Consider the following 25,385-nt stretch of genomic DNA (forward strand, 5'->3'; position numbering starts at 1 on the left):
ATTCATAATAGGCAGAGCTTACCCTGACTGAAGAAGCGTGGGAACTCCCTTATTTCTAAAAAGAGTTCCCCCCTCCTCTTTCTTCAGGCAGAAAGACGTGTCAGATCTTCTTCGACAAACCCTATGATTTTGGCATAATCCTTGGGCACAATATGCCAGAATTTGGGAAGGATCGCCGCCCAGTTATCAAGCAGACCGGCTGCATAGAGACTTCCTGTCTCTCTGACGTGACGCTCAACCAGCTCCCTTAACTGCATTTCCCAGCGGGGAGAAACGACCCGGTTGCAGATCAGACTCTCACTATTGACCCGTCCCTCAAACTGATCATCGACATCCAGCACAAAGGCTGTTCCACCCGTAAAGCCGGCACCGAAATTATTACCGACTTCACCCAGAACGACCACTGTTCCGCCCGTCATATATTCACAACCGTTGGAGCCGCAACCTTCCACAACAGCCACCGCGCCTGAATTACGGACGGCAAACCGCTCCCCTGCCTGCCCAGCGGCAAAAAGCGTGCCGGAAATAGCGCCATAAAGTACTGTGTTGCCAATGATCGCATTATCCTGCGTAACCAGTGTCGAGCCCTGCCCGGGACGCACAATGATCGTAGCACCACACAGACCTTTGCCGACATAGTCATTGGCATCGCCTTCCACTTCAAGGCGCAAGCCTTTCACCGCAAAGGCTCCCAGAGACTGACCGGCTGAGCCTTTCAACGTAAGGGTCACATGGCCTTCCGGCAGAGTGTCCATGCCAAATTTACGCGTTATGAGAGACGAAATGCGCGTCCCGATCGCTCTGTGCGTATTACGTACCATGTAATGGAGATGGAGCTTCTCCCGGCGTTCAAACAGAGGACGTGCATCTGCAATAATCTCTGAATCAAGCGTATCAGGCACTTCATTGCGGCCTTCACGCGTACAGTAACGCGCATAACCGCCCGTATCAGCCTGCACAAGCAGGGAGTTCAGATCAAGGTCATCCAGATAATCAGCGCCACGAGACACCTGATGCAACATGTCTGTACGCCCGATGATTTCCTTCAGTGAACGCACGCCCAATTGCGCCAGAATATTGCGCACATCTTCCGCAATCAGGGTAAAGAGGTTGATCACCTTTTCGGGCGTTCCCTCAAACTTGGCGCGCAAGGATTCATCTTGCACACAGACACCGACCGGACAGGTGTTTGAATGGCACTGGCGAACCATGATGCACCCCATCGCCACCAACGCTGCCGTGCCAATGCCAAATTCTTCAGCACCCAGCATTGCCGCAATCACAACATCGCGCCCTGTTCTGATCCCGCCATCAACACGCAATGTCAGGCGATGGCGCAGGCGATTCAGCATCAGCACCTGATGGGCTTCGCTCAGCCCCATTTCCCAGGGGAGACCCGCATAATGGATCGAGGATTGCGGACTGGCTCCTGTCCCACCGGAATGACCGGAGATCAGAATGGCATCCGCTTTCGCTTTTGCAACACCTGCTGCAATCGTGCCAATCCCAGTTCTGGCAACCAGCTTTACCGTCACTGTCGCTTCCGGGTTGATCTGTTTCAGGTCATAAATAAGCTGGGCAAGATCCTCAATAGAATAAATATCATGATGAGGCGGTGGCGAGATGAGAGTCACACCCGGTGTTGCATGGCGTAAACGGGCAATGAGCTCTGTGACCTTGAACCCGGGTAACTGCCCCCCTTCTCCCGGTTTTGCCCCCTGGGCAACCTTAATCTCAATTTCGCGGCAATTATTGAGATATTCCGCCGTTACACCGAACCTGCCTGACGCGACCTGTTTAATAGCCGAAGACGCATTATCCCCATTCGGACGGGGATGGGCACGGGCTGGGTCTTCGCCCCCCTCTCCAGAATCAGATTTAGCCCCGATCCGGTTCATCGCAATCGCTAATGTTTCATGGGCTTCAGGGCTCAAAGCCCCCAGTGAAATCCCGGGAGCAACGAGATGACGGCGGATCTGCGTAACCCCCTCAACCTCATCAACTGAGATCGGATGGGCCACAGGTTTGAACCCGAACAGATCACGCAGCGAAATTGGCGGAAGGGCTTCCAGAGCCTCAACATAACGGCGATATAGCTTATAGCTATTGGCATTCACGGCCATTTGGAGCTGATGAACAACCGTTGCGTTAAAGGCGTGCGCTTCCCCTCTCATGCGTAATTTATAACGCCCCCCAATGGGCAGAGGCGTAATTTTGGCATCAGCCCAGGCAGCCTTATGAGCTTTGAGCACATTACGTGCAATTCCCGGCAGCCCTATCCCTGAAATGCGCGATGGCATCCCCGGGAAAAATTCCGCAACGAGGGCGCGGGAAAGACCGATTGCCTCAAAATTATAACCACCTCGATAAGAGGAAACGATTGAGATCCCAACCTTGGACATGATTTTAAGCAATCCCTTGTCCAAAGCCTTGCGATAACGCAGCATTGCTTCACGCAATGTCATGGGCTCAAACAAACCACGCTTGAGACGATCTGCAATTGAATGTTGGGTCAACCACGGATTTACAGTCGTCGCGCCCACACCGATATTAACCGCGATACTATGGACGTCCAGAACCGTTGAGCTGCGCACGTTAAGAGACGTAAAGGTTCTCAAAGAATGATGAACCAGATGAATATGGACCGCTGCCGTTGCCAAAATCATCGGCACGGCCACCCGCTCGGCAGAGCTATGTTCATCAGTCAGGAAAATATGGGCACATCCCTGCCGGACGGCCTCTTCCGCCTGACTGCAGATTGACTGAATTGCTTTTTTGAGACCGGCTTTATCTTCGGAGAGCGGAAAGGTACAATCTATAACAGCCCCCTGATCCCCGCAGACTTTGCGGAGGCGGTCAAATTCACCATTAGTCAGAATGGGGCTAGGCAGTTGCAGGAGGTCACACTGACTGGGTGATTCTGCAAGAATATTTCCGAGATTGCCAAGCCTTGTCACAAGGCTCATCACTCGTGTTTCCCGCAGACTGTCAATGGGTGGGTTCGTCACCTGACTGAACCCCTGACGGAAATAATTTCCTAACCCACGATAATGCGTTGAAAGAATCTGCAAGGGCGTATCATCACCCATTGACCCGATCGCTTCAGCAGCATTCGCCACCATCGGGTGCAGAATTGTCTCCAGATCTTCATAAGTGCGGCTGATCGCCTGATGACGGTGGAAGAGCTCACTTTCTGAAAGCTCGCTTTCCTCATCCATCCCTTCAATCAACGGGGCAACGTCACGCGTTAATTTAATCCATTCTTCATAATTATGCCGCGAAGACAGCTCTTCCTCGACGTCATCAGGCTTATAAAGCCGGCCTGTTGCAAGATTAACCGCCATCGTCTGACCAGGCCCAAGGCGACCGCGTTCCAGGATGGACTCTTCAGGGATACGGACAATCCCCGTCTCTGACCCGACAATCAGCAACCCATCTTTCGTGATGGAATAGCGCGAAGGCCGCAAACCTGCCCTATCCAGCCCGGCGATGATCCATTTGCCATCCGTTGCGCAGATGGCGGCCGGGCCGTCCCACGGCTCCATAACGGAATAGCAATAGCGGTAAAAAGCCCTCACTTTTGGTGAGATAAATGTGCTCCCCCCCATAGAGGCCGGAATCATTAGAGACTTTGCCATCATGGCGTCCCGCCCAGCAAAGGTCAGAAGCTCAAAAACATTATCAAGGGCTGCCGTATCAGACCCGGATGGCTGAATGACCGGTTTGAGTGAATCCATAAAAGGATCCAGATCCGGGTTGGACAGACGCGTTTCGTGCGCACGCATCCAATTGATATTACCTGACAGGGTATTGATTTCACCATTATGGGCAACACGGCGGAAAGGCTGTGCCAATTTCCATGTGGGGAACGTATTGGTGGAATAACGCTGATGGTAAAGTGCAAACCGTGAAACGAAACGTTTATCCAGCAGATCAGGATAAAAATCCGTCAGGTTCTCAGCAAGAAACATGCCTTTATAAATGACGGAGCGGCTTGAAAGAGAACAGATGTACAGATCCGTCGAGGCAAGGGCTGCTGCCTTCTCAATCCGGCGACGAATCACATAAAGATTGCGCTCAAGCTCATCCTGATCATGCCCCAGAACGTTTCTGATCATGATCTGTTCAATTTCAGGGCGGGTCTCGTTCGCCTTTTCACCGATACAGGACGTATCAATCGGCACCTGGCGCCAGCCATAAATCTCGTAACCGAAAGCGAGAATCTCACTTTCAATAATCTGGCGCCCCCGTTCCTGCGAGGCCAGGTCGTTACGGGGCAGAAAAACCATACCAACGGAAATGATTCCGTCTATTTTACTGATACCCGTGCTGTGAATCGCCTCTGCGAAGAAATCCTGGGGGATCTCTACATGGATACCAGCCCCGTCCCCTGTCTTGCCGTCAGCATCGACAGCACCGCGGTGCCAAATATTGCTTAAGGCTTCAATCCCGGCCTCAACCACTTTACGTGATGCCTTGCCATCAAGACTGACGATAACACCGACCCCACAGGAATCATGCTCCTGGGAGGGATCATAAAGACCCTTCAAGCGTTCAATATTAGCCTGATAATCCTGAACGAAATTCTGACCGGACATTTAAAGAACTCCCTCAAGATTATGACTGGACTGCGACGCCGTATAATGTGTTGCAAGATAGTGATCCATGGCTTTGGCGGCCTCTCTCCCATCCCGGATAGCCCAGACAACAAGGCTGGCACCACGGACTATGTCCCCACCCGCAAAAACACCGCGAAGGGACGTTTCATAATTATGTTCCGAGACCTTTAATGTGTTGTGAGACGTTACGGCGAGGTCACTGCGTTTCCACAAAGCCGGAAGGTCTTCAGGGTCAAAGCCGAGCGCACAGATAACCATATCTGCTTCAAGCACACTGCTCACTCCTGTGGGCTCAACAGCACGACGCCCGTCAGAATCAGGCATACCGAGCCTCATTTCCTTCAGACGAACCGCCTCAACATGATCTTTCCCGACAAATGCCTCAGGGGCAGCCAACCATAAAAATTCGCCACCTTCCTCCTCGGCATTGATCACTTCCTGACGTGACCCAGGCATATTGGCACGGTCACGGCGGTAAACACATGTTACTTTTGCAGCCCCCTGCCTGATCGCACTACGGACGCAATCCATGGCTGTATCACCACCACCAATGACGACAACGCGTTTCCCAGCGCTATTGAATTCCGGTTCAGGATTCTCCGCCTGGCAGAGAAACTCCAGCGCCTTGATGACGCCTTTTAAATGTTCCCCCTCTATATGGGGGCGTTTGGCTTTATAAACGCCTGTTCCAAGGAAAAGAGCCTGATGACGCTTCTGCACTTCATCAAAAGAGAGCGCCCCGGGAGCTGAGCCAATTTCCTGCCCCAGGTGAAAAATGACCCCCTGGGCTTTCAGTAACTCTATACGCCGTTTGACAACATGCTTCTCAAGCTTGAATCCGGGTATACCAAAACGCAGCAGCCCCCCTGCTTCGGCCTGGCGTTCATAAACATGGACTTCATATCCCTTTGCCCTGAGAGCCCCGGCGCAGGCAAGCCCCGCGGGTCCTGACCCTATAATCCCGACACTTAAGGATTTCTCTGATAAAGGCAGATCCGGCTCCACCCATCCTTCGTCAAAGGCTGTCTCCGTAATAAAACGCTCGACTGCCCCGATTGTGACGCTTTTAAAATCCTTATTGATAACGCAATTGCCTTCACACAAACGGTCCTGAGGGCAGATCCGGCCACAAATTTCAGGAAAACTGTTTGTTTCTGACGAAAGTCGATAAGCTTCTTCAAGCCGCCCCGTTGCCGCAAGTCGCAACCAATCAGGAATATTATTCCCTAAAGGACAATGTGAGGCACAAAAAGGAATCCCACATTGAGAGCAACGAGACGCCTGCATCTCCGCTCTATCAATAGAGAAACCCTCATATATTTCTTCAAAATCTTTCCGCCTTTGCTCAGCTGAGCGTTTGACAGGGCGCTCCTGTGGTTGATTCACAAATTTAAGCATGGGATCGGCCATGAACAACGCCTCCTCTTTGCGGCCTGAACCCCAGGGCGGAAAACAGACACTTTTAAAACCTTAATCATTGATGACAATAAACAACCGCAATAAATAGTCAGCAATGCTTACCATTCACAAAATTGTAATCACATATTTTCAGAAAACACGAAAGACATCTCAGAACAATACGTCCATAACGGACCTAAAATATTTTACTGATTAATTATGCTTTTTATGAGTTGACGTTCTTTCAAGAGGCCGCTAGAAGCATCCCACCAACGCTGATTTCGTGTTGCTCCCAGTGAGAAACATGAAAACGGATTTTGGAAGCCCAGATGGCGGAATTGGTAGACGCGCAGGTTTCAGGTACCTGTGTCCGCAAGGACGTGGAAGTTCGAGTCTTCTTCTGGGCACCATATTCATATAAGGCAGATAGACCAAGCTCGTTATGAGGCCATCTGCCTCTTAATGTGACTTACATCTCTCCCGGTGCCTTATGAATAATGAACAAAATAAAATCCATCTTTATGACGGGGATCTGCCGGAAGATCTTGATCTAGGACCGTTGGTTGCCATTGATACCGAGGCAATGGGGCTTAACCCCTATCGTGACCGTCTCTGTCTGGTTCAACTCTCGAGCGGTAATGGTGAAGCTCATCTCGTCCAGATTCGCCCTTCCCACCTTGAAGGGAAAGGGGCAGCCTGCCCGAACCTTAAAGCACTTCTGGAAAATAAAGACGTTACAAAACTGATGCATTTCGCCCGTTTTGATGTCGCGTTACTTCAACATTCCTTTGATATCAAAGTTACGTCTGTTATCTGCACAAAAATTGCTTCCCGTCTGGTTTATACATTCACAGACAAGCATGGCCTTGCCTATCTCTGCCGGGAAATATTGGGAATTGACCTCTCCAAACAGCAACAGAGTTCTGACTGGGGCGCTTCCGTGTTGACCGAAGCCCAGAAAAGCTATGCCGCTTCTGATGTGCTTTATTTACATGCTTTATGGGATAAACTCAGAGAATTGCTGGTTCGTGAAAATCGTCTCGAATTGGCACAATCATGCTTTGATTTTCTATCCGCCCGTGCCACATTGGACCTGCTTGGTTATACAGAGCCGGATATATTTTCTCATAAAGGCTGATCTTACAAAATATGACTAACCCATCCCTCGTCACGGCCCTTGATACACTTGCCAGGGAACGGCAGGGATTAGAAGCTCTGGACGCCACTTTCAGAGGGACTCTGGGAGAGGTCTTTGGCCAGGTTGTTGAATATATTCTATCTTCTTCCGGCCGAATCGCCGTTACTGGTGTAGGCAAATCTGGACATATTGCTCGCAAGATTCAGACCAGTCTCGCTTCAACCGGGACCCCCTCTTTTTTTATTCATCCAACTGAGGCAGCGCATGGCGATTTAGGCATGATCTGCCAGGATGATCTCTTATTGATTTTCTCCACATCAGGAGAAACAGCGGAACTGTCTTTTCTTCTGGAATATGCAAAATCGCACCAGATACCTATTATAGCCGTCACCAGCAACGCCTCCTCAACACTGGCAAAAACTGCCAGATTTTGCCTGACACTTCCAGCCGTTGCAGAAGCCTGTCCGATCGGGCTCGCTCCTTCCACCTCCTGTATTTTGCAACTGGCTGTTGGTGATGCCTTAATGGCAAGTCTGCTTAATCAACGCGGTTTTACTGATAAGGATTTCAACCAGTTTCATCCGGCAGGGCAGCTCGGGGCGCGGCTACGCCCCGTCTGTGAGATCATGCATAAAGGCTCTAAAATGCCCCTTGGCACACTATTTATGCCCCTGTCACAGGTTATTATGGAAATTACCCGCAAAGCCTTTGGCTGCATCGGCATCACCGATGAAAATGGAATACTGGTAGGACTTATTTCAGATGGTGATTTGCGCCCAGCTCTTTCCCGGAATCTCGAAACAACATTGGCCGGGGATATCATAAACAGACATCCTGTCACCGTTGCACCCGACATGACCGTGCAGGACGTCCTCCATCTTATGAATCGTCACACGCCTCCTATCAGTAATTTATTTATTGTCGATGAACGAAATTATCCTTTAGGCATCGTTCACCTCCATGATCTTTTACGCACAGGGGTTTTATGAACGAAACAGGAGAGCGGCGTCCTCCCAGGCGGAGTGATTTCGACAACCAGGATTCAGAAGATCGCGCGAAACTCGACAAAATCCGTAGCGAATCATTTCAGCGTGTGCGGCGCCCTCCCAGCGCTGAGGAAATGTCGCGCAGACAAGCCCGATTGAAACTGGCCCGCTGGGGGCTTCCTTCTCTGGCAGCCCTGATATTGGTGTCACTCGCTGCGTGGCCTGAAATTTCTCATCTTGTGAATCTGAACAGGAAATCTCTCAAAGAGATGCAGCGTTTCCAGCATCTGACAGGCGCTATAGAACACGCAATTTATCATGATATTGACTCAAAAGAGCGCCCTTATACCCTAACGTCACAAAATGCACGCCAGATCGGTAAGGACCATATTGACCTGGTCTACCCTGTTGCTGATATTTTAATGAAAAATAATGTCTGGCTGAATATTCGGGCTGATCAGGGAGTTTATATGCGCGATGAGCAAACTCTGACACTGACAGGTCATGTTGTCGTGTATCGCAATGATGGCATTCTGCTCAACAGCCCCACAGCAGATATTGACCTAAAAAGAAATATTATCTCTACCGCCAGCTGGGTTCATGCAGAAGGCCCTTTTGGCACGCAGGATGCTGAAGGCGCTTTTCTTGATCAGAACACCAAGACAATTCAGTTTACAGGGCCCGGTCTGACTGTCCATAATGATGATAAAGATCCCCCTTCTTCCCCTGCGAAAGGGACTTAGTCAGATCATGTTTAAGCGTATTTATCTTTTATCTTCCTGTTTTCTTACTCTTTCCGCTCTGCTCTTCCCTTTATCAGGAAAAGCCGAATCATCATCGGCTGTTTCATCATCAGACAAAACACAAACGGGCCCTGCGGCGGACAAATCCCACGGTCAGCCTATCCAGCTTTATTGGAAACAGGAAGAAATCTACGATCATAATAAACAGACTGTAACACTGACTGGCGGTGCACGAGCTGTCAGGGGAGAGGTTACGCTGGATGCCGATACCCTTATCGGCTATCTGCGTCATAAAGTGGCGCCAGCGACCCCAAAACCCAAAAATAATAATGATATGATGGGCGGGGACATGGAACTTTACCGTGTCGAAGCCATCGGGCATGTTCATTTTTATAACAGGACAAGTCAGGGCTGGGGCGACCATGGAATCTATGATGTCGATAAAGCCGTTATTCTGCTGACAGGGCAGAATATGAAATTCACGACGCCGCATCAGGTTATGACAGCGCGTGACCTTGTTGAATATTACCCCAAGGAACGGATTACCATTGGCCGTGGCGACGCCTCTGTCACAAATGATGAAGGGAAGCGTGTCACGGCTGATATCCTGAAATCTGTCGGCCTGACAGATGCCCAGAAAGCGGAACGACAGAAGCAGAAAGACAAAAATAGCAACACTGATAATAACGGTTCTCTGGACCGCGCTTATGGGTGGGGACATGTTGTCATTAAAACAGATAAACAAGTTGCCACAGGTGACAGAGGCGTCTATCTTTTCGGACCGCAGCTCGCCCGTGTGATCGGACACGTCCACATCACGCAGGGACAGAACCAGAATAATGGTTCACAGGCTGTCGTGAATATGAAAACAGGAATCGCTACCATGCTGCCAGGTCAGAGTTCGCCTATTCAGGGACTGGTCGTTCCGAATGAGACACATCAGTAATGTATTCCGAATTATATAAAGGTCCCGGGCTGGTCGCGCACGGCATTGGCAAAACCTATAAAAAGAGACCTGTCGTCAAAGACGTTTCGCTGCATGTTCAGCGTGGCGAAGCTGTCGGATTATTAGGTCCTAATGGGGCCGGTAAAACAACAAGCTTTTATATGATCGTCGGCCTTGTCCGTGCTGATACAGGCGCCATCATGCTCGATGGCTCTGATATTACGCAGCTCCCGATGTATCGCCGGGCCCGCCTTGGCGTCGGCTACCTCCCTCAGGAAGCCAGTATTTTTCGTGGCCTTAATGTCGAGCAGAACATCATGGTCGCTCTGGAGGTCATAGAATCCGACCCGGAAAAACGACATGAGATGCTCAATGGTCTTTTAGCCGAGTTTGGGATCACCCACTTACGCCACTCCCCTGCCCTCGCACTTTCAGGCGGTGAGCGCAGAAGACTGGAAATTGCTCGCGCTCTGGCCAGTCAGCCTAATTATATTCTGCTTGATGAACCTTTGGCCGGGATTGATCCTATTGCAGTCAGTGAAATCAGAGGGCTCGTCTCTCATTTGAAAGATCGCGGAATCGGCGTTTTAATCACAGACCATAATGTCAGGGAAACGCTGGAAGTTATTGATCGTGCCTATATCCTTCATAGCGGTGAAGTCCTTATGGAAGGAACGCCTGAAGCCATTGTCGCTAATGAAGATGTCAGACGCGTCTATCTTGGTGAACATTTTACCATGTAAGACTCTGTCTACTTCTGGAAATGACTGAAATTTCCAGAAGTCCTTTATTGCACGAAACTCGGAATCAGCTGCGATTTCAAAATAACGTCCACCGCACTTTTTTCATCTTCTGCCATCGCAATCGGCGTTCCATCTGCCGCATGAATTGCGATCATTCTGACGCCTTCATGGATCATTGGCTTTAAGTAAGCAGTCTGTGCCATTCCCAGCCCCCTGAATTCCTGGCCACTCATGATGGTTTCCCGAGGGAGGATAAAGGGCTTCGTACTCGGAGATTTGTTTTTAGCCATCATCCCCTCTCCTGTCTGACTCAGGATTATGCAGGCTTCGCGCATTGCGCCCCCGGGAAGAGGACTTGGTGCCTGCTGTTTCGGACAGGATATGCGATTTCTGGTGCCCCTGTGAAATCGCAATATGTTTCACACGTACTTCCGGGCGCGGGCGTACAAGATCAATATGGAGCAACCCGTTATCCAGCCAGGCACCGCTGATCTCAATTCCTTCTGCCAGCACAAAAGCCCTGTGGAACTGTCGCGCGGCAATCCCTCTATGCAGAAAAACACGCCCCTGACTGTCATCAGCCTGCCGACCACGGATAACCAGCTGGTTATCTTCCTGAGTAATCTGCAAATCATCCATCACGAAACCGGCTACAGCAAGCGTGATACGCAGGGCGGTATTGCTGAGCTGCTCTATATTATAAGGGGGATAACTATCAGACGTAGATTTGGAGACCCTCTCAAGCATTTGCTCAAGATGATCGAACCCCAGAAACATCGGGGACGTAAAAAGACGATTTGACACGTGACAATAAGCCTCCTCATGGAGCGAGACGAAACAGGTAACCCTTTGAAGGCATTACCCTCTTCTTTAACTAAATAAAGAAATTTTTGCTTTCTGTGCAAGGGGCAGCAGAAATCTTTTCCTTGATCCATTTCTTTCATGCCCCGGATTTTGCTCTGGAACAAAATCCAATTGCCCGGTAAATTCCCTCTTATGATGACATTTGAATTTCTCGATCGTATCGACACCATTGATCCCATGCCCATTCTGGTGGCACCCCATCCTGTCCTGAAACAGGTTGCAACGGCCGTTACCATTGAGGAAATGGAAACGGTTAAAAACGCGTTACCTGCCATGTTCTCTGCAATGTATAAAGCTCCCGGCATTGGCCTGGCGGCCCCGCAGGTTGGCATCAGCAAACGCTTTCTGATTATGGATGTTTCAGAAAAAGATGCGCCCCCAGAACCAATGGTGCTCATCAATCCGGAAATTATTGAGGAAAGCGAAGACTTCTCCGTGCATGAAGAGGGCTGTCTTTCCGTCCCCAATCAATATGCCGAAGTTGAAAGACCTGCTTTTATCAAAGTGCGCTATAGCGATCTGAATGGTCACGAAACCACATTGGAGGCAACTGGCCTGCTGGCAACCTGCATACAACATGAGATTGACCATTTAGACGGGATTTTATTTGTCGATCATCTTTCAACCCTGAAACGCAATATGCTTATGCGCCGCCTGGCGAAAGAGCAGAAAAGAAAGTCCTGACCCTATGAAACTGGTTTTCATGGGATCACCTGATTTTGCCGTTCCAGCACTTGAGGGTCTCATTAAGGCGGGGCACGAAATTGCGGCAGTTTATACGCAACCTCCACGCCCGGCAGGACGTGGCAAGACTGTACAGAAACAGCCTGTTCACCTGACCGCTGAAAAATATAATCTTGAGGTCAGGACACCCGTAAAACTGCGCCATAATCAGGAAGAACGTGATTATCTGAAATCACTTCAGCCTGATGCGATCATTGTCGCAGCCTATGGTCTTATTCTCCCTCCAGAGATTTTATCCCTGCCAGAGAAAGGCTGTTTAAACATTCATGCAAGTCTTCTTCCCCGATGGCGTGGTGCCTCGCCGATCCAGTCTGCCCTGAGAGCTGGAGATCAAAAAACAGGTATCTGCATAATGCAGATGGATGAAGGACTTGATACAGGCGCTGTTCTTTTACGCGCCGAGACTGAAATTACGAGCCATGATACGGCAGAGACGCTCCATGATCGCCTCGCTTTACTCGGCAGTGACACCTTATTAAAGGTCCTTGATACGAACCCTCTTCCTACCCCTCAATCTGAGGAAGGAAGCTGTTATGCCCCCCGCCTTCAGAGAGACGATGGGAGAATTGACTGGAAACGCTCCGCCCGGGAAATTGACTGTCAGATTCGCGCTTTCACCCCCTGGCCCGGCAATTTTACTATGCTGGGAGGACAGGCAATTCGTATAGGTGCGGCCCAGATTATAACGCCCCCCCCTCACTCAGAGAGTGAACCAGGGACGGTTCTGGATGATTACCTGACCATCGCCTGTGGCGATCACAGTGCCCTGCGCCTGACACTCCTTCAGAAACCAGGGCGTAACATGATGAACGCTGAAGCCTTTTTAAGAGGGAATCCTCTCCCCAAGGGAACCCGCTTTGAATAACGCACTGCCTTTCCCAACCAGGCGCTGGGCTTTACGGCTTGAATTTGATGGCACCGCTTACGCGGGATGGCAAAGGCAGGACCATAGCCCCTCCATTCAGCAATCACTGGAGGAGGCCGCTGCTCGCCTTTTCAAGGGGCAGCCCATCACGACAACGACGTCAGGTCGAACAGATGCCGGTGTCCATGCCTCCGGTATGGTCGTTCATATGGATGTCCCTGCCGACAGTTCAGTGGCGGCCCATTCCATGCGCGACGGCATTAATTTTCATCTCAAGCCTCATCCTATTGTTATATTGGAGGCAGCTCCGGTTGCTCCCGACTGGAGTGCGCGTTTTTCAGCCTTATGGCGGCGCTATCGTTATACGATTCTCAACCGTCCCTCCCGCCCTACGTTCAGCAGCAATACGGTGTGGCACGTCAAACCGCTACTTGATGAAAAAGCCATGCAGGAAGGGGCTGATTATCTGCTCGGACGGCATGATTTCTCCTCCTTCAGGGCCGCAGCCTGTCAGGCCAGAGACGCTCTGCGCACGCTTGATGAGCTTACGGTCACACGTCAGGGAGAAACCATTATTATTGAGACCCAGGCCCGTTCTTTCCTGCATCATCAGGTAAGAAATATGGTCGGCACATTATCACTTGTCGGGAAAGGGCAATGGCTTCCTGAAAAAATGCATGAAGTGCTGGAAGCCCGTAACCGTTGCGTTGCCGGCCCGACGGCACCGGCAAGCGGTCTCTGTTTTATCGGGGTCGGTTACCCCGACGACCCTTTCATAACATCGCTATAAGGCTCAGAGACCGAGCCTTATCATTAAAGTCTGATAGATCTGTGTCAGTATCTCCAGAGAGGCCAGAGAGACGCACTCATCACGCTTATGCATGGTCGCCCCCACAAGCCCGAACTCTGCAACAGGACAATAACGCGTAATAAAGCGGGCGTCTGACGTTCCACCGCCCGTGTCCAGACGAGGTTTGCGCCCAGTCACCTGCTCCACTGCGTCTGTAATCTGCTTCACAAAAGGACCTGGTTGCGTCAGAAAGGATTCACCACTGATGGCAATCTTCAGTTCCGCCTCTGGTGTAAAGCGCTCAACAAGTGTCTGAAGCCACTCTGAAAGAGAGGCACCACTATGAAGATCGTTAAAACGGATATTTAGCCTGATAACGGCTTCAGAAGGGATGACATTGGTCGCCTGATTCCCGACATCCACACTTGTAATCTGCAAAGAGGATGGCGCAAACCACTCACTTCCCTGATCCAGAGGCTCCCGCGTCAAGGCCTCAAGCAGAGGAATCAGCTTATGGATCGGGTTATCAGCCAGATTGGGGTAAGCAACGTGACCTTCCCTTCCCTTGACCGTAATGACCGCATTCAGGCTGCCCCTACGGCCAATTTTAATGACGTCACCCATTTCATGTGGATTGGTCGGTTCGCCAACCAGACAGAAATCAGGAATCTCGCCTTCCTTTTCCATCCAGCGCAAGACTTCTTTCGTCCCATAATGGGCAGGGCCTTCTTCATCGCCGGTAATCAATAAAGAACAGCTTCCCTTAAGGGGATTTTCTTTCAGGAAACGCGCAAGAGCAGCCAGAAAACTGGCTATGCCCCCTTTCATATCAGCCGCACCCCGGCCGTAAATGAAATCGCCCTCTATCTCGCCAGAGAAGGGGTCATGCAACCATCCCTCTCCGACAGGCACCACATCTGTATGGCCTGCAAAACAGAAATGAGGTTTTCCCTGGCCTAACCGGGCATATAGATTGGGTGTCGAAGCACCGGCTGGGCCAAAATCCAGGCGTTTGACGTCAAAGCCCATTTCCTCAAGCATGTGACCCACAATGCCCAAAGCCCCGTCATCAGCAGGGGTTACAGAACGACACTGCAACAAGGTTTTCAACAAAAGAACCGGGTCAGTCTTATCAGAAACAGGCTTTACCATCATTAATCGCGCAACAGATCGTTAATAGAGGTTTTGGAACGCGTGCGCTCGTCAACTTTTTTAACAATGACCGCACAGGCCAGAGCCGGGCCACCTGGTGTTTTGGGAGGAAGTGTTCCCGGCACCACAACAGAATATGCAGGCACACGCCCCATATAGATATCACCCGTTGCACGGTCGATAATCTTGGTGGATGCTCCCAGGAAAACGCCCATGGACAGAACAGAACCCGTTTCCACGACAACGCCTTCAGCAACCTCTGAACGGGCACCGATGAAGCAGTTATCACCGATAATAACGGGAGAAGCCTGCAAAGGCTCCAGAACGCCACCAATTCCTGCGCCGCCACTGATATGACAGTTTTTACCAATCTGTGCGCAGGAACCAACGGTTGCCCATGTATCGATCATTGTCCCACTATCAACGCGTGCTCCGAGATTGACGAAGCTTGGCATCAACACAACACCGGGAGCAATAAAGGCTGAACGACGTACGATTGCCCCGGGAACAGCTCTGAACCCGGCTTTGTCAAACTCAGCCTTGCCCCAGCCACTGAATTTCAGGGGGACCTTGTCAAATCCCGGTGCACCACCGCAAGCCTGAGCCATTGGCTCCGAGTCATAAAGGCGGAAAGACATTAAAACGGCTTTCTTCAGCCATTCGTGAACGATGACCCCATTTTCATTATTTTCTGCAACACGCATAACACCAGTATCGAGACCAGTGAGAGCTTCCTCAATGAGATCGCGTGCCTCACCTGTCGTCTGAGATGAGAGAGATTCACGTTCTTCCCACAATCTCTCAATTGCTGAACGGAGTTGATCATATTGCATGACGTATTAACCCAAACTATCTAATAACGAATAAGATATGTGGACCATGAGGTCCACGGACGTGGAAGTCAACTACAGAAAATTGGTATTATTGCAAAGACAATCCACGTTTTTCCAGAAATAGGAGGAACAGAACAGTGTCTGTGTTTGAACACCCTCTTAAAACCTCTCAGAGCACTGAGCAGCCCGATCTATTATCAAACCTGCTTGATGCCTTGCGCAATGGGATAACACCCTACAGAGGCATTTGTGCCGCTTCTGATCAGCTTTTTTCTTACTATAACTGCCAGGGAGCTCTCCTGAAAAGCCTGGTTATAGAGGATGGTCAATCTCCTTCTGAGAAAACAGCGTCCCTTATTTATGACCCTTTTAAAGCCGGCTCTCTTGTCTCAGGCTTTATGGACCAGACAGTTCTCCACTATCTTGCAACGCCGAATGTTCCCAACGAAAATAGTTTCACATTCAAGATTAATGACATAGAAATATTCGCCTGTTATCAGAAATTACGGCAGAATGAATGGGCCATTCTTTTACTCTGGCGCAAAGCTTCCTGGCAGAAAAATGATGAAAGAATCATAACGTATTTCTGGAAAATATCCGCTCTTTTGATGGAGCTTGAAAATCTTTACATCACGGCCATCAAAAAAACACGCCATGACCCCGCAACCGGTGTGCTGACCTGGCCTGCATTACGTCAGACCATTCTCCGTCGTTTCCCAAGGCTGGACCGTGACGGTCTGGCAGGCACCCTCATTCTCGTGCAAATTAATGGCCTTTCCGCCCTGGCTTTAACCTATGGTCCGGAAATAGAAGAAAAGATTCTTGCCCACAGCGTAGCCGTTCTGGAACATGCCATCCGCCCTACCGACTCAATCGGGCGAATTGGTGGCCCGCTCTTTGTAATCTGGCTTGATGGAGCTGATCGTTACGCAGCGGCAGAACGCGCTGAAAGCATAACCTCCCAGGGGATCACCCCGCCATTTCTCCGTAAAACCACCTTGTCACTGCAAATGGGCCTGTGTTGCCGCGAACCATTAAGCCGTGAAACGATTGATGAAGTCATGGAACAGGCCATGCTTGCCTTAAAAAAGACAACGGAAAGAAAGTCAGGTCGTTTGTGGCATTTTGCACATCAGAACGCCTGACTGTCTTTCATTCAAGGGGCCTCTTATTCGGCTTTGATCAAAGTCCCCAGACCTGCCGGTGTAAAAAGCTCAAGCAGGCAGGTATGAGGGACGCGCCCATCAAGGATGACGGCTGCTTTTGCCCCCGCTCTTACCGCTTTAAGGCAGGTTTCCACTTTGGGAATCATGCCACCGGTGATCAGGCCTTTTTCAATCCGCCATTGCACTTCGTCAGCTGTCAGTTCAGGAAGCCTGTTTCCATTTTCATCAAGGACACCGGGCACGTCTGTCAACATCAGCAGGCGTGAAGCACCGACGGCACCGGCAATAGCGCCTGCTGCCGTATCTGCATTAATGTTATAGATCTCGCCATTATCCCCCGCACCGACTGGAGCGACCACCGGAATTAAACCGGCCCCCAAAAGGGCGTAAAGTACACGTGGGTCAATTGTTTCCGGCGTGCCGACAAAACCGAGATCAACTGGCTCACCATTGGCGGAGGGGCCATTATGATAGAGTTTGCGCGCCTGGATCAATCTGCCGTCACGACCTGAAATGCCAACCGCAAGCGCGCCGGCACGATTAATCAGATCCGCAACCTGTTTGTTCACAGTCCCTGAGAGAACCATTTCAATCACGCCGATCATGGACGAATCCGTGACACGCAGACCATCGATAAAACGTGATTCAATATTTAACTGGCGCAAGACAGAGTTGATCTGGGGACCGCCTCCATGGACGATAATCGGATTGACGCCAACGAGTTTCAATAATGAAATATCACGCCCGAATGTCGCTGCCAGGTTATTTTCAACCATGGCGTGTCCGCCATATTTTACAACGATGGTATCACCGGCATAACCGCGCAGATAAGGAAGAGCCTCAGCCAGTACTGCTGCCTTCTGCTCTTCCGTAAGGCTCTCTGCCGCCAAAAGCTCCTCTGGCACAGGAACCATTAATCGATCCTCAAGGGATTTTCCAGACATGACCTTTTGCCTCTCTTATTGGCCGCTCTAAGACGAAAAAGCTGGTTCAGCGAACTGTGATAATAATCCGCGTAACTCGGCTATATTATGCATTTTCTCGCTACTGGTGGACAGAATATAGGGAAAGGCTGCCGGATGTGTCTTTAGAAACTGGGTGATTTCTTCAAGACGTTTTTCCAGCTCATTGGCTTTCACAGCATCACATTTGGTTAAAACAACCTGATACACAACAGCCGCTTTATCCAACAGATCACAGACCTCGCGGTCCGATGATTTCAGCCCCACTCTGCTATCAATCAACAGAATAACCCTTGCCAGCTCAGGACGGCCGCGAAGGTAACCAAACATCATTCCCTGCCAGTCCTCCTTGACCGACTTGGAAGCCTTGGCAAAACCATAACCCGGCATATCAACGAGGGTAAGCCTATCACCCAGATTGAAAAAATTGAGCTGTTTCGTTCTACCCGGTTCGGATGACGCCCGAGCAAGAGCTTTCCGCCCTGTCAGAGCATTAATAAGGCTGGACTTCCCGACGTTGGAGCGTCCGGCAAATGCAATTTCTGGCTTTCGGGCATCTGGCAGCTGCTCAAGCTTTTGCGCGCCGAAAAAGAAATTGCATTCCCCAGCAAAGAGCTTGCGTCCTTCTTCGATCTGCTCCTCTGAAGGAGGGCCTGGTTGCTCTTTGGACATAAGACCTATTTCTTTGCTTTTACTTTATAGAGTGGGACAGGAAGTTTGGTCCTGCGTTGAATGATGGCCTGCTGTGCGAGAGTCAGCACATTGTTCCATGTATAATAAACCATCAGTCCGGCAGGGAAACTGGACATCACAAACACATAAACAATCGGCATAAACTGCATGATCCGTGCCTGCACCGGGTCCATACTGACCATGCTCTGACGTTGCAGAAGCCAGAAGGTCACACCCAGGGCGATGCCCCAGATACTGACATGGAGGAAAGAGGCAATATCGGTCGGGTCAAAAGGCAGAAGACCAAAAAGATTGAGAATATTGGTTGGGTCAGGAACAGACAGATCATGAATCCAGCCAAAGAACGGCGCGTGTCTTTCATCAATGCTGAGATTGAGAATCTTATACAGACAGAAGAAAATCGGCGCCTGAATCAGGATGGGGAGACAGCCGCCTGCCGGATTGACTTTTTCCTCTCTATAAAGAGCCATGATCTTTTGATTCACGGCCATAGGATCATCTTTATTCTGTTCTCTGAGTTCCGTAATCTTAGGCGCCAGAAGACGCATACGGGCAGAGGATACAGCTGCTTTCACGGCCAGTGGATAGAGAATGATCTTCACAATCAGGGTCAGCGCCATCAGGGCAAGACCGAAATTACCAATGTGAATATAGAGCCAATGTGAAACGTAAAGAATGGGACGTGTGAGCAGGCTCAGATAACCAAAATCGATCGATTTATCGAAATCAGGCAAAGCATATTTTTTCTCGTAGCTTTTCAGCAGGCCTGGAACTTTCGCACCGGCGAAAACATAGCTTTTCTGCACTAAAGACGCGCCAGGCTGAACGGTCTGTCCATCACGGGAAAGGAACGTAACCTGATAAACACCTTTTCCGACAGGATGATAGGCATATTGCGCCGTTACAAGAGAGGAGGAATCAGCTCCGACAGAGGTCAGCCAGTATTTATCTGTAATACCGCCCCAGCCACCTTTTCCTGTGGTCTGCCAGGCAATCTGTCCTGGTTCAGAGACCCCTTTCCGGACATCCTTATAGCTTTTATCTGCCAGTTTGCCATTCATAACAGCAACTGGACCTTCATAAGCCGTGTAGGACCCTGTAGATTCAGGAAGATAATCCCGCTGCACTCTCTGGAATGGTCTCAGCACAACTGGCTTGTCCGATGTATTTCTGACTTCCTGCTGGATGGTGAACATATAATGATCATCCAACGAGAGATGAATCAGAAACTCAATGCCTTCGCCATTCTTCCAGCTCAACGTCACTGGATGTTCTGGGGTCAGTTTATCACCGCTACTCTGCCAGAGTGTGTTCAACCCTGGAAGTTTGACTGAGCTTCCTTCACCATTGGTCCAGCCTGGGTAAACATAGCTCGGCTTGTCACTTCCAGCCTTATCCAGCAAACGCACCAGCTTACTATTGGGCTTTAACGTCTCTTTATAATGCGTCAGGACCAGATCATCCAGGCGCGCCCCGCGAAGGTTGATCGATCCCTGGACATCGCGCCCTGCAACAACCAGACGATGTTCGGCATGATCTGCTGCATCAGGCTGCGCTGAATTATCCGCGCCATCAGAAGCCGCATTCCCCGGCGAAGACGACGCTGCTGGTGGGAGCGTTTTGGACACAGGAGCCTGCTTGGTAACCGCATCATCATGATGAGGCGGTTTAGGCAGTAACACGTTAAACCCCAGAAGGATCATAGCCGAAATAACGACGGCTAGAAGAACACGTTTATTATTTTCCATCGAGCTGAAGCCACTCTTTCATCATACTACAAGGGCTTACCCTCCCTTATAGGAGACGGAAAATTACCCTGTTAAACGACCCAGAAGGTTTTTCCACAAAGTAGCATTTCTCTCAACCCATAAAACAGGGTGAGGCCATTATTTAGGCTATAATTTTAATTTCACGGTGGAGGATCCTCTCCCCCCTTGTGAAAAGGATGACATTTTAAAATCCGCTTCAAGGCAAGCCACCCGCCCCGGAAAGGACCATAGCGCCTGATGACAATCGCTGCATAAGCGCTACATGTCGGGTGAAATCTGCAGTTTCGTCCCAGAAAAGGACTGATCGCCACGCGGTAAAATGCAATAAGGAACAAACAGCATTTTGTGAGCGCAAACCTCACCCCTGACTGTTCCTGTTTTCCTGCATCGCTTTCACGGTCTTCAGAACGTCATTTTTCAATAACGAAAATGGTCTGCTGATCGTCTGATTCCGTCCGATCAACACCATATCTCCAGAAAGAGCACCGTTTTCTTTTATGACCAGGCGACTGGCTTCTCTCAGCCGTCGCTTCACACGATTACGGGTCACAGCGTTACCAACTTTTTTAGTCACTGTGAATCCGACACGCATTTCCGGTGCCTTTTCGGAAGCCGCAACCTGGCCAATAAGACCAGGGGTCACAACCTTTCGCCCTTTTTGAGCCATCCTGAGAAACTCTGCCCTTTTTTTCAGGCGAGTCAGGCGGATCATCTATGCGTCAATCAGGCTGAAAGTTTTTTACGTCCTTTTGCGCGGCGATTTGCCAGAACGCGACGTCCACCGACTGTCGCAGAACGTGTACGAAAGCCATGACGACGTTTACGAACCAAACGAGAAGGCTGATAAGTGCGCTTCATACTCTTCATTCCCCTAAAACACAGATACGCCGAAACATATCAAAAAATCGGGCGATAGACGCCCTTAGCAATTTCTCAGCTATTTTGTGGTGCTTTTAAGCGGCTTGTCCTAAAGTGTCAATCCTAACATCAGGAGATATCCATGACAGATACCAGCTCAAAGCCTTCTACTGCGCCACATAATCTGGAATCTTTTCTGTCAGAATTCCGGCATGACTTACGAAACAAGCTTTCGCCAGCTGTCATGGTCGCCGATCATCTTACCCATCATAAAGATCCCAATGTACGCCACGAGGCTCAAATGATTATGGATTCACTAGACGCCACTCTAAAAATCATCAAGGAGATTCGGTCACCTCAATGAGCTCCATTTTATAGCCATCGGGATCCTCAACGAAAGCAATAACCGTTGTCCCGAACTTAAGGGGCCCCGCCTCGCGTGTGACTTTACCGCCCCCAAGGCGTACCTTTTCTACGGCATCTGCCACATTGGGCACCCCTATCGCAAAATGCCCGAAGCCATTCCCGATATCGTAGTCTTTTTCCTGGTCCCAATTATAGGTAAGCTCGATTTCAGCCTGGCCGTGTTTATTGTCCGCAAAACCGATATAAACGAGCGTATAGCGCCCTTCTCTGACTTCACAACGTCGAAGTTCGTGCATACCCAATAAATTATAAAATGCGAGACTACGCTCAATGTCCCTTACGCGCACCATTGTATGTAAAAAAGTACTCATATGATCATTCCTTCTCTTCCTGCCACTTCAGCAGCATATCATGCGGCAACCCGTATAAAAAAATGCCTTTCTGATCAGCTTTTATTCTACAGATTTCACCATGAGTTAACAGAGTACCTCCTGCCATAAAGGCAATACCCTCCAAGCCTGCCGAAGCCGCTTTTTCAATCGTCACGGGACCGATGGCCGGCATATCTGCCCTGATATCCTGCCCCTTTTTAGGCATCTTCAGCAAGATACCCCCTTTTTGCCCTTCCTGAAAACACCGACAACGCTCAAGCATGGCGTCTGTGCCTTCTATTGTTTCTATTGCCAGTGTCACACCATTTCGCACGACACATCCTTGACCGACATCAAGCGGCGCCATCACGGTCAGAATATGAGCAGCTTTTTTAAGGTCATTCCATGCCTGGGCAGAAGGAGAAAATTTGCCTAAAGCCCCCTCTCGCCCGACCGCACTCTCCAAAAATTCATGAGCGCCCCTAATGCGGAAGCCTTCTTCCTCCAGAATTGTGATGATGGCGCTCAAAAGACCGTCATCGCCTTTAAAAATAGCCTTCCCCAGACGGGCCAATATTCTGGTCCCTTCCATATCGGGACGTAAATCACGCCATGATGGCCGCTTGACCGGACCAATAAGGACCAGATCTCTACAGTTATGATCTCGGAGAGATTTCAAAATCTCTCCGGCTGCTGCGAGGCGTATTAATTTATAAGGATAATTTTTAATCAGGTCAGGCTCTACAAAACCTTCAAAACCCACAATAAATATCGAATGTCCCTGTTCTCTCAGCTTTTGGGCCAGCTGCGATGGAAGGGGACCTCCACCAGCCAGAATACCTATCGCCGGAGACGCTTTCAGCATAGACTTTCTGCGTAATCGTCACTTTCTCTACGGACGGCCCGCGTCAGACCACGGCGGCTGGGGGCTTCCATAAAATCAAGCATTTCGATGAAACGTTCTATATGTCCAAATTCCTGACGAAGTTTCTTTATCCTGCGACTGAGCACATCACCTGAATCATTTAAACGAGGGTATAATTGACGGAAGGCTCGTCTCAAAGTCTGCATTTCATCAGTGCCGACCCCGGAGCGTTTTAACCCAACCCAGTTCAACCCCACGAGGCGTGCACGATTTCCCAGAACACTTCCATAAGGCAGGACATCCATTTCGACGCCGCAAAGACCGCCTATAACAGCGCCTTTCCCGATACGTACAAATTGGTGAATCGCAGCAGACCCCATGACCCGGGCCTGATCGCCTATATTGACATGCCCTCCCATGACAACATTATTGACGATGATGACCTCATCGCCCAGAACGCAATCATGAGCGACGTGAGCATTGGCCATTATCAGGCAGGCCCTGCCTATGCGCGTGATACCCTCGCCTTGTGACGTACCTCTATGGATCGTCACATTTTCACGGACAATTGTACTGTCTCCAATATGACAGGAGGTGGGCTCACCGGCATATTTCTGATCCTGAGGTGCCATTCCGATCGTCGTAAAAGGATAGACCTCTACGTGCTTTCCAAGCTGAGTACGACCTTCAATAACAACCGAGGCATGTAATTTTACGCCGTCCTGCAAAGTCACATCCGGCCCAATCATACACCAGGGACCGATGACGACATTTGCTCCCAAAGACGCTTTCGGATCAACAAGCGCCGTTGGGTGAATAAAAGGGACTGTCGAATCCACTTTAGAGTTCTTCACAAACCTAGCCCATAATCATGGCACTGAAAGTTGCTTCTGCCACAACGACATCATTAACCTTGGCAATTCCATTAAAACGCCAGACATTTGCCCGGGCCCGTTCTTTCTGAACATGAATACGCAACTGATCCCCCGGACCGACTGGCCGACGAAATTTTGCGCCTTCTATTGTCATAAAATAAACGAGTTTACCCTCAAACTCTTTTCCGAGTGTCAGAACCACCAGCGTCGCAGCTGTCTGGGCCATCGATTCGACAATCAAAACACCGGGCATTACCGGGCGTGAAGGAAAATGTCCCTGGAAAAAAGGCTCAGTCGCAGTGACATTCTTAATCCCTATCGCTGATTCCCCTGCTTTAATCTCTTCCATCCGATCAATCAGCAAGAACGGATAACGATGCGGAATAGCCTGCATAATTTGCAGAATATCTACGGTTTCGGGAACAATATGATCCTGATCCGATTTTGCGTTCACGTGCAATACCTTTCCTGGCTTAAGTCCCAATATTACTGACCACTGCATGGCCGAAAAGCACCATGTCAGGAATAGTGCCAATTTCTAACAAAATATATGTTAAAATACTATCAGGATCATTCTTTACGCGACAACTTACGCAAAGTTGCCACATTACGAAAGAACTCCCTGAAAGGCATTGCAGGGCTCCCGATCACGTCCGATGCTGCTTCAATATCCGACATGACGCCACATTGTGCCCCTATACGTGCCTTGGAGCCGATCTGAATATGGCCAATAAGACCTGCCTGAGCCGCGATCGTGACGAAGTCACCTAATGTCGTTGAACCGGAAATCCCTGCCTGTGAAACGACAATGCAACAACGCCCCATCTGGACATTATGGCCAATCTGAACAAGGTTGTCGATTCTGCTTCCAGCCCCGATAACCGTGTCCTTCATTGAACCACGATCAATGGTTGAATTCGCCCCTATTTCCACATCATCCTGCAGGATAACGCGTCCCAACTGCGGTACTGTTTCAAAACCCTGCGATGTCACGGCAAAACCAAAACCGTCCTGCCCGATCCGCGCCCCAGGAAACAGAGTAATACGATTGCCTAGTAATGAGTGTGAAATACTGACGTGAGAGCCTATGCGGCAATTATCGCCAATCTTTACCCCCTCACCAATGACGGCGTGGCTTCCGATGACACATCCGTCCCCTATTGTAACATTATCCCCAATCACAGCGAGTGGCCCGATCTGGACTGTTTTTCCCAATGAAACATTCTGTCCCAGAACCGCTGTTGGATGTATCTGTCCCGTAGAAGGGGGCAGCGGATAAAAAAGCTGCGCCAAACGCGCCCAGGCGAGATAAGGCTCCTTGCAAATAAGAGCTATACAGCCTTCAGGGACTCTATCTTTAAAAGCGGGCGCCACAATAACAACACCCGCTTTGGTTGTATCCAACAGATCAACATAACGGCGATTATCCAGAAAACTGATTTCTGTACTGCCTGCTGTATGAAGTGGTGCAACCCCCGTAAACGGGCGCTCATCATCCAGATGTTCACACGACACATCCAGACGCAGATGAGACACGATATCGGAAAGTGTAAAGGGACCCCGTCTTGAGAAAAAACGAGCATCCCCGGTATCAGAACAATCTTCCTGTGAGCGATCCATGAGCTTGAATAAACTCAGG

At 49.9% G+C, this 25,385-nt stretch carries 26 protein-coding genes and 1 tRNA gene; 10 read left to right on the forward strand and 17 right to left on the reverse strand.

Annotated elements, in window-relative coordinates; genetic code table 11:
- Nucleotides 1–83: 83 nt before the first annotated feature.
- Nucleotides 84–4,598 (reverse strand): glutamate synthase large subunit, encoded by a 4,515-nt coding sequence (gene gltB, locus ACSYSY_RS05825; RefSeq protein WP_491706643.1) that lies wholly within the window; start codon nucleotides 4,596–4,598, stop codon nucleotides 84–86.
- Entirely contained in the window at nucleotides 4,599–6,029 is a 1,431-nt protein-coding gene (locus tag ACSYSY_RS05830) for an NAD(P)-dependent oxidoreductase (RefSeq protein WP_491706644.1), read from the reverse strand.
- 311 nt (nucleotides 6,030–6,340) lie between these two features.
- Between ACSYSY_RS05830 and ACSYSY_RS05835 the strand changes: the two genes are divergently transcribed.
- From ACSYSY_RS05835 to lptB, 6 genes are all read left to right on the forward strand, one after another.
- Nucleotides 6,341–6,427 (forward strand) — tRNA-Leu (locus ACSYSY_RS05835).
- A gap of 80 nt (nucleotides 6,428–6,507) precedes the next feature.
- Nucleotides 6,508–7,155 (forward strand): ribonuclease D, encoded by a 648-nt coding sequence (locus ACSYSY_RS05840; protein WP_491706645.1) that lies wholly within the window; start codon nucleotides 6,508–6,510, stop codon nucleotides 7,153–7,155.
- 11 nt (nucleotides 7,156–7,166) lie between these two features.
- Complete coding sequence (locus ACSYSY_RS05845; RefSeq protein ID WP_491706646.1) at nucleotides 7,167–8,144, forward strand: KpsF/GutQ family sugar-phosphate isomerase; 978 nt, start codon at nucleotides 7,167–7,169, stop codon at nucleotides 8,142–8,144.
- Nucleotides 8,141–8,884: an LPS export ABC transporter periplasmic protein LptC gene (gene lptC / locus ACSYSY_RS05850; protein ID WP_491706647.1), complete on the forward strand. Its 744-nt coding sequence runs from the start codon at nucleotides 8,141–8,143 to the stop codon at nucleotides 8,882–8,884. Before ACSYSY_RS05845 ends, lptC begins: the two co-directional genes overlap by 4 nt.
- Before the next feature lie 7 nt (nucleotides 8,885–8,891).
- A complete protein-coding gene (locus ACSYSY_RS05855) occupies nucleotides 8,892–9,830 on the forward strand; it encodes an LptA/OstA family protein (RefSeq protein ID WP_491706648.1) in 939 nt (312 codons plus the stop codon).
- Complete coding sequence (lptB, locus tag ACSYSY_RS05860; protein WP_491706649.1) at nucleotides 9,830–10,573, forward strand: LPS export ABC transporter ATP-binding protein; 744 nt, start codon at nucleotides 9,830–9,832, stop codon at nucleotides 10,571–10,573. Before ACSYSY_RS05855 ends, lptB begins: the two co-directional genes overlap by 1 nt.
- 44 nt (nucleotides 10,574–10,617) lie before the next feature.
- Here lptB and ACSYSY_RS05865 read toward each other — a convergent pair whose 3' ends face one another.
- Complete coding sequence (locus ACSYSY_RS05865; protein WP_491706650.1) at nucleotides 10,618–10,776, reverse strand: DUF1150 family protein; 159 nt, start codon at nucleotides 10,774–10,776, stop codon at nucleotides 10,618–10,620.
- A gap of 79 nt (nucleotides 10,777–10,855) precedes the next feature.
- Nucleotides 10,856–11,377, reverse strand: a complete 522-nt coding sequence (locus ACSYSY_RS05870) for an Hsp20 family protein (RefSeq protein WP_491706651.1) — start codon at nucleotides 11,375–11,377, stop codon at nucleotides 10,856–10,858.
- A gap of 192 nt (nucleotides 11,378–11,569) precedes the next feature.
- On the opposite strand from ACSYSY_RS05870, the gene def reads away from it, so the two are divergent.
- From def to truA, 3 genes are read left to right on the forward strand one after another with little or no spacing between them, the layout of a single operon-like run.
- Complete coding sequence (gene def / locus ACSYSY_RS05875; RefSeq protein ID WP_491706652.1) at nucleotides 11,570–12,121, forward strand: peptide deformylase; 552 nt, start codon at nucleotides 11,570–11,572, stop codon at nucleotides 12,119–12,121.
- 4 nt (nucleotides 12,122–12,125) lie between these two features.
- Nucleotides 12,126–13,046 carry a methionyl-tRNA formyltransferase gene (fmt, locus tag ACSYSY_RS05880; RefSeq protein ID WP_491706653.1) on the forward strand — a complete coding sequence of 307 codons (921 nt, stop codon included), beginning with the start codon at nucleotides 12,126–12,128 and terminating at the stop codon, nucleotides 13,044–13,046.
- The gene (truA, locus tag ACSYSY_RS05885) at nucleotides 13,039–13,836 is read left to right on the forward strand and encodes a tRNA pseudouridine(38-40) synthase TruA (protein WP_491706654.1); all 798 of its coding nucleotides are present in this window, start codon (nucleotides 13,039–13,041) and stop codon (nucleotides 13,834–13,836) included. The genes fmt and truA overlap by 8 nt, the downstream gene beginning before the upstream one ends.
- A gap of 3 nt (nucleotides 13,837–13,839) precedes the next feature.
- Here the strand turns inward: truA and dapE are convergent, their stop codons facing one another.
- The gene (gene dapE / locus ACSYSY_RS05890) at nucleotides 13,840–14,988 is read right to left on the reverse strand and encodes a succinyl-diaminopimelate desuccinylase (RefSeq protein ID WP_491708232.1); all 1,149 of its coding nucleotides are present in this window, start codon (nucleotides 14,986–14,988) and stop codon (nucleotides 13,840–13,842) included.
- A gap of 2 nt (nucleotides 14,989–14,990) precedes the next feature.
- Nucleotides 14,991–15,821, reverse strand: a complete 831-nt coding sequence (gene dapD / locus ACSYSY_RS05895; RefSeq protein WP_491706655.1) for a 2,3,4,5-tetrahydropyridine-2,6-dicarboxylate N-succinyltransferase — start codon at nucleotides 15,819–15,821, stop codon at nucleotides 14,991–14,993.
- 137 nt (nucleotides 15,822–15,958) lie between these two features.
- On the opposite strand from dapD, the gene ACSYSY_RS05900 reads away from it, so the two are divergent.
- Entirely contained in the window at nucleotides 15,959–16,966 is a 1,008-nt protein-coding gene (locus tag ACSYSY_RS05900; protein WP_491706656.1) for a GGDEF domain-containing protein, read from the forward strand.
- Between the two features lie 23 nt (nucleotides 16,967–16,989).
- Here ACSYSY_RS05900 and argB read toward each other — a convergent pair whose 3' ends face one another.
- From argB to lpxD, 11 genes are all read right to left on the reverse strand, one after another.
- A complete protein-coding gene (argB, locus tag ACSYSY_RS05905; protein ID WP_491708233.1) occupies nucleotides 16,990–17,901 on the reverse strand; it encodes an acetylglutamate kinase in 912 nt (303 codons plus the stop codon).
- A gap of 57 nt (nucleotides 17,902–17,958) precedes the next feature.
- A complete protein-coding gene (yihA, locus tag ACSYSY_RS05910; RefSeq protein WP_491706657.1) occupies nucleotides 17,959–18,621 on the reverse strand; it encodes a ribosome biogenesis GTP-binding protein YihA/YsxC in 663 nt (220 codons plus the stop codon).
- A gap of 5 nt (nucleotides 18,622–18,626) precedes the next feature.
- Nucleotides 18,627–20,390: a membrane protein insertase YidC gene (yidC, locus tag ACSYSY_RS05915; protein ID WP_491706658.1), complete on the reverse strand. Its 1,764-nt coding sequence runs from the start codon at nucleotides 20,388–20,390 to the stop codon at nucleotides 18,627–18,629.
- Nucleotides 20,391–20,551: 161 nt separating this feature from the next.
- Nucleotides 20,552–20,773 (reverse strand): membrane protein insertion efficiency factor YidD, encoded by a 222-nt coding sequence (yidD, locus tag ACSYSY_RS05920; protein WP_491706659.1) that lies wholly within the window; start codon nucleotides 20,771–20,773, stop codon nucleotides 20,552–20,554.
- Complete coding sequence (gene rnpA / locus ACSYSY_RS05925; protein ID WP_491706660.1) at nucleotides 20,770–21,123, reverse strand: ribonuclease P protein component; 354 nt, start codon at nucleotides 21,121–21,123, stop codon at nucleotides 20,770–20,772. The genes yidD and rnpA overlap by 4 nt, the downstream gene beginning before the upstream one ends.
- 11 nt (nucleotides 21,124–21,134) lie before the next feature.
- Nucleotides 21,135–21,269, reverse strand: a complete 135-nt coding sequence (rpmH, locus tag ACSYSY_RS05930; protein WP_018979184.1) for a 50S ribosomal protein L34 — start codon at nucleotides 21,267–21,269, stop codon at nucleotides 21,135–21,137.
- 338 nt (nucleotides 21,270–21,607) lie between these two features.
- Nucleotides 21,608–22,006: a lactoylglutathione lyase gene (gene gloA, locus ACSYSY_RS05935; protein WP_491706661.1), complete on the reverse strand. Its 399-nt coding sequence runs from the start codon at nucleotides 22,004–22,006 to the stop codon at nucleotides 21,608–21,610.
- Between the two features lie 4 nt (nucleotides 22,007–22,010).
- Nucleotides 22,011–22,868, reverse strand: a complete 858-nt coding sequence (locus ACSYSY_RS05940; protein WP_491708234.1) for an LpxI family protein — start codon at nucleotides 22,866–22,868, stop codon at nucleotides 22,011–22,013.
- Entirely contained in the window at nucleotides 22,865–23,710 is an 846-nt protein-coding gene (lpxA, locus tag ACSYSY_RS05945) for an acyl-ACP--UDP-N-acetylglucosamine O-acyltransferase (protein ID WP_491706662.1), read from the reverse strand. Before lpxA ends, ACSYSY_RS05940 begins: the two co-directional genes overlap by 4 nt.
- Nucleotides 23,711–23,729: 19 nt before the next feature.
- A complete protein-coding gene (fabZ, locus tag ACSYSY_RS05950; protein WP_491706663.1) occupies nucleotides 23,730–24,200 on the reverse strand; it encodes a 3-hydroxyacyl-ACP dehydratase FabZ in 471 nt (156 codons plus the stop codon).
- A 116-nt stretch (nucleotides 24,201–24,316) separates the two neighbouring features.
- Complete coding sequence (lpxD, locus tag ACSYSY_RS05955; protein WP_491706664.1) at nucleotides 24,317–25,366, reverse strand: UDP-3-O-(3-hydroxymyristoyl)glucosamine N-acyltransferase; 1,050 nt, start codon at nucleotides 25,364–25,366, stop codon at nucleotides 24,317–24,319.
- Nucleotides 25,367–25,385: the final 19 nt, after the last annotated feature.

The organism is Aristophania sp. ESL1100, from assembly GCF_058511235.1.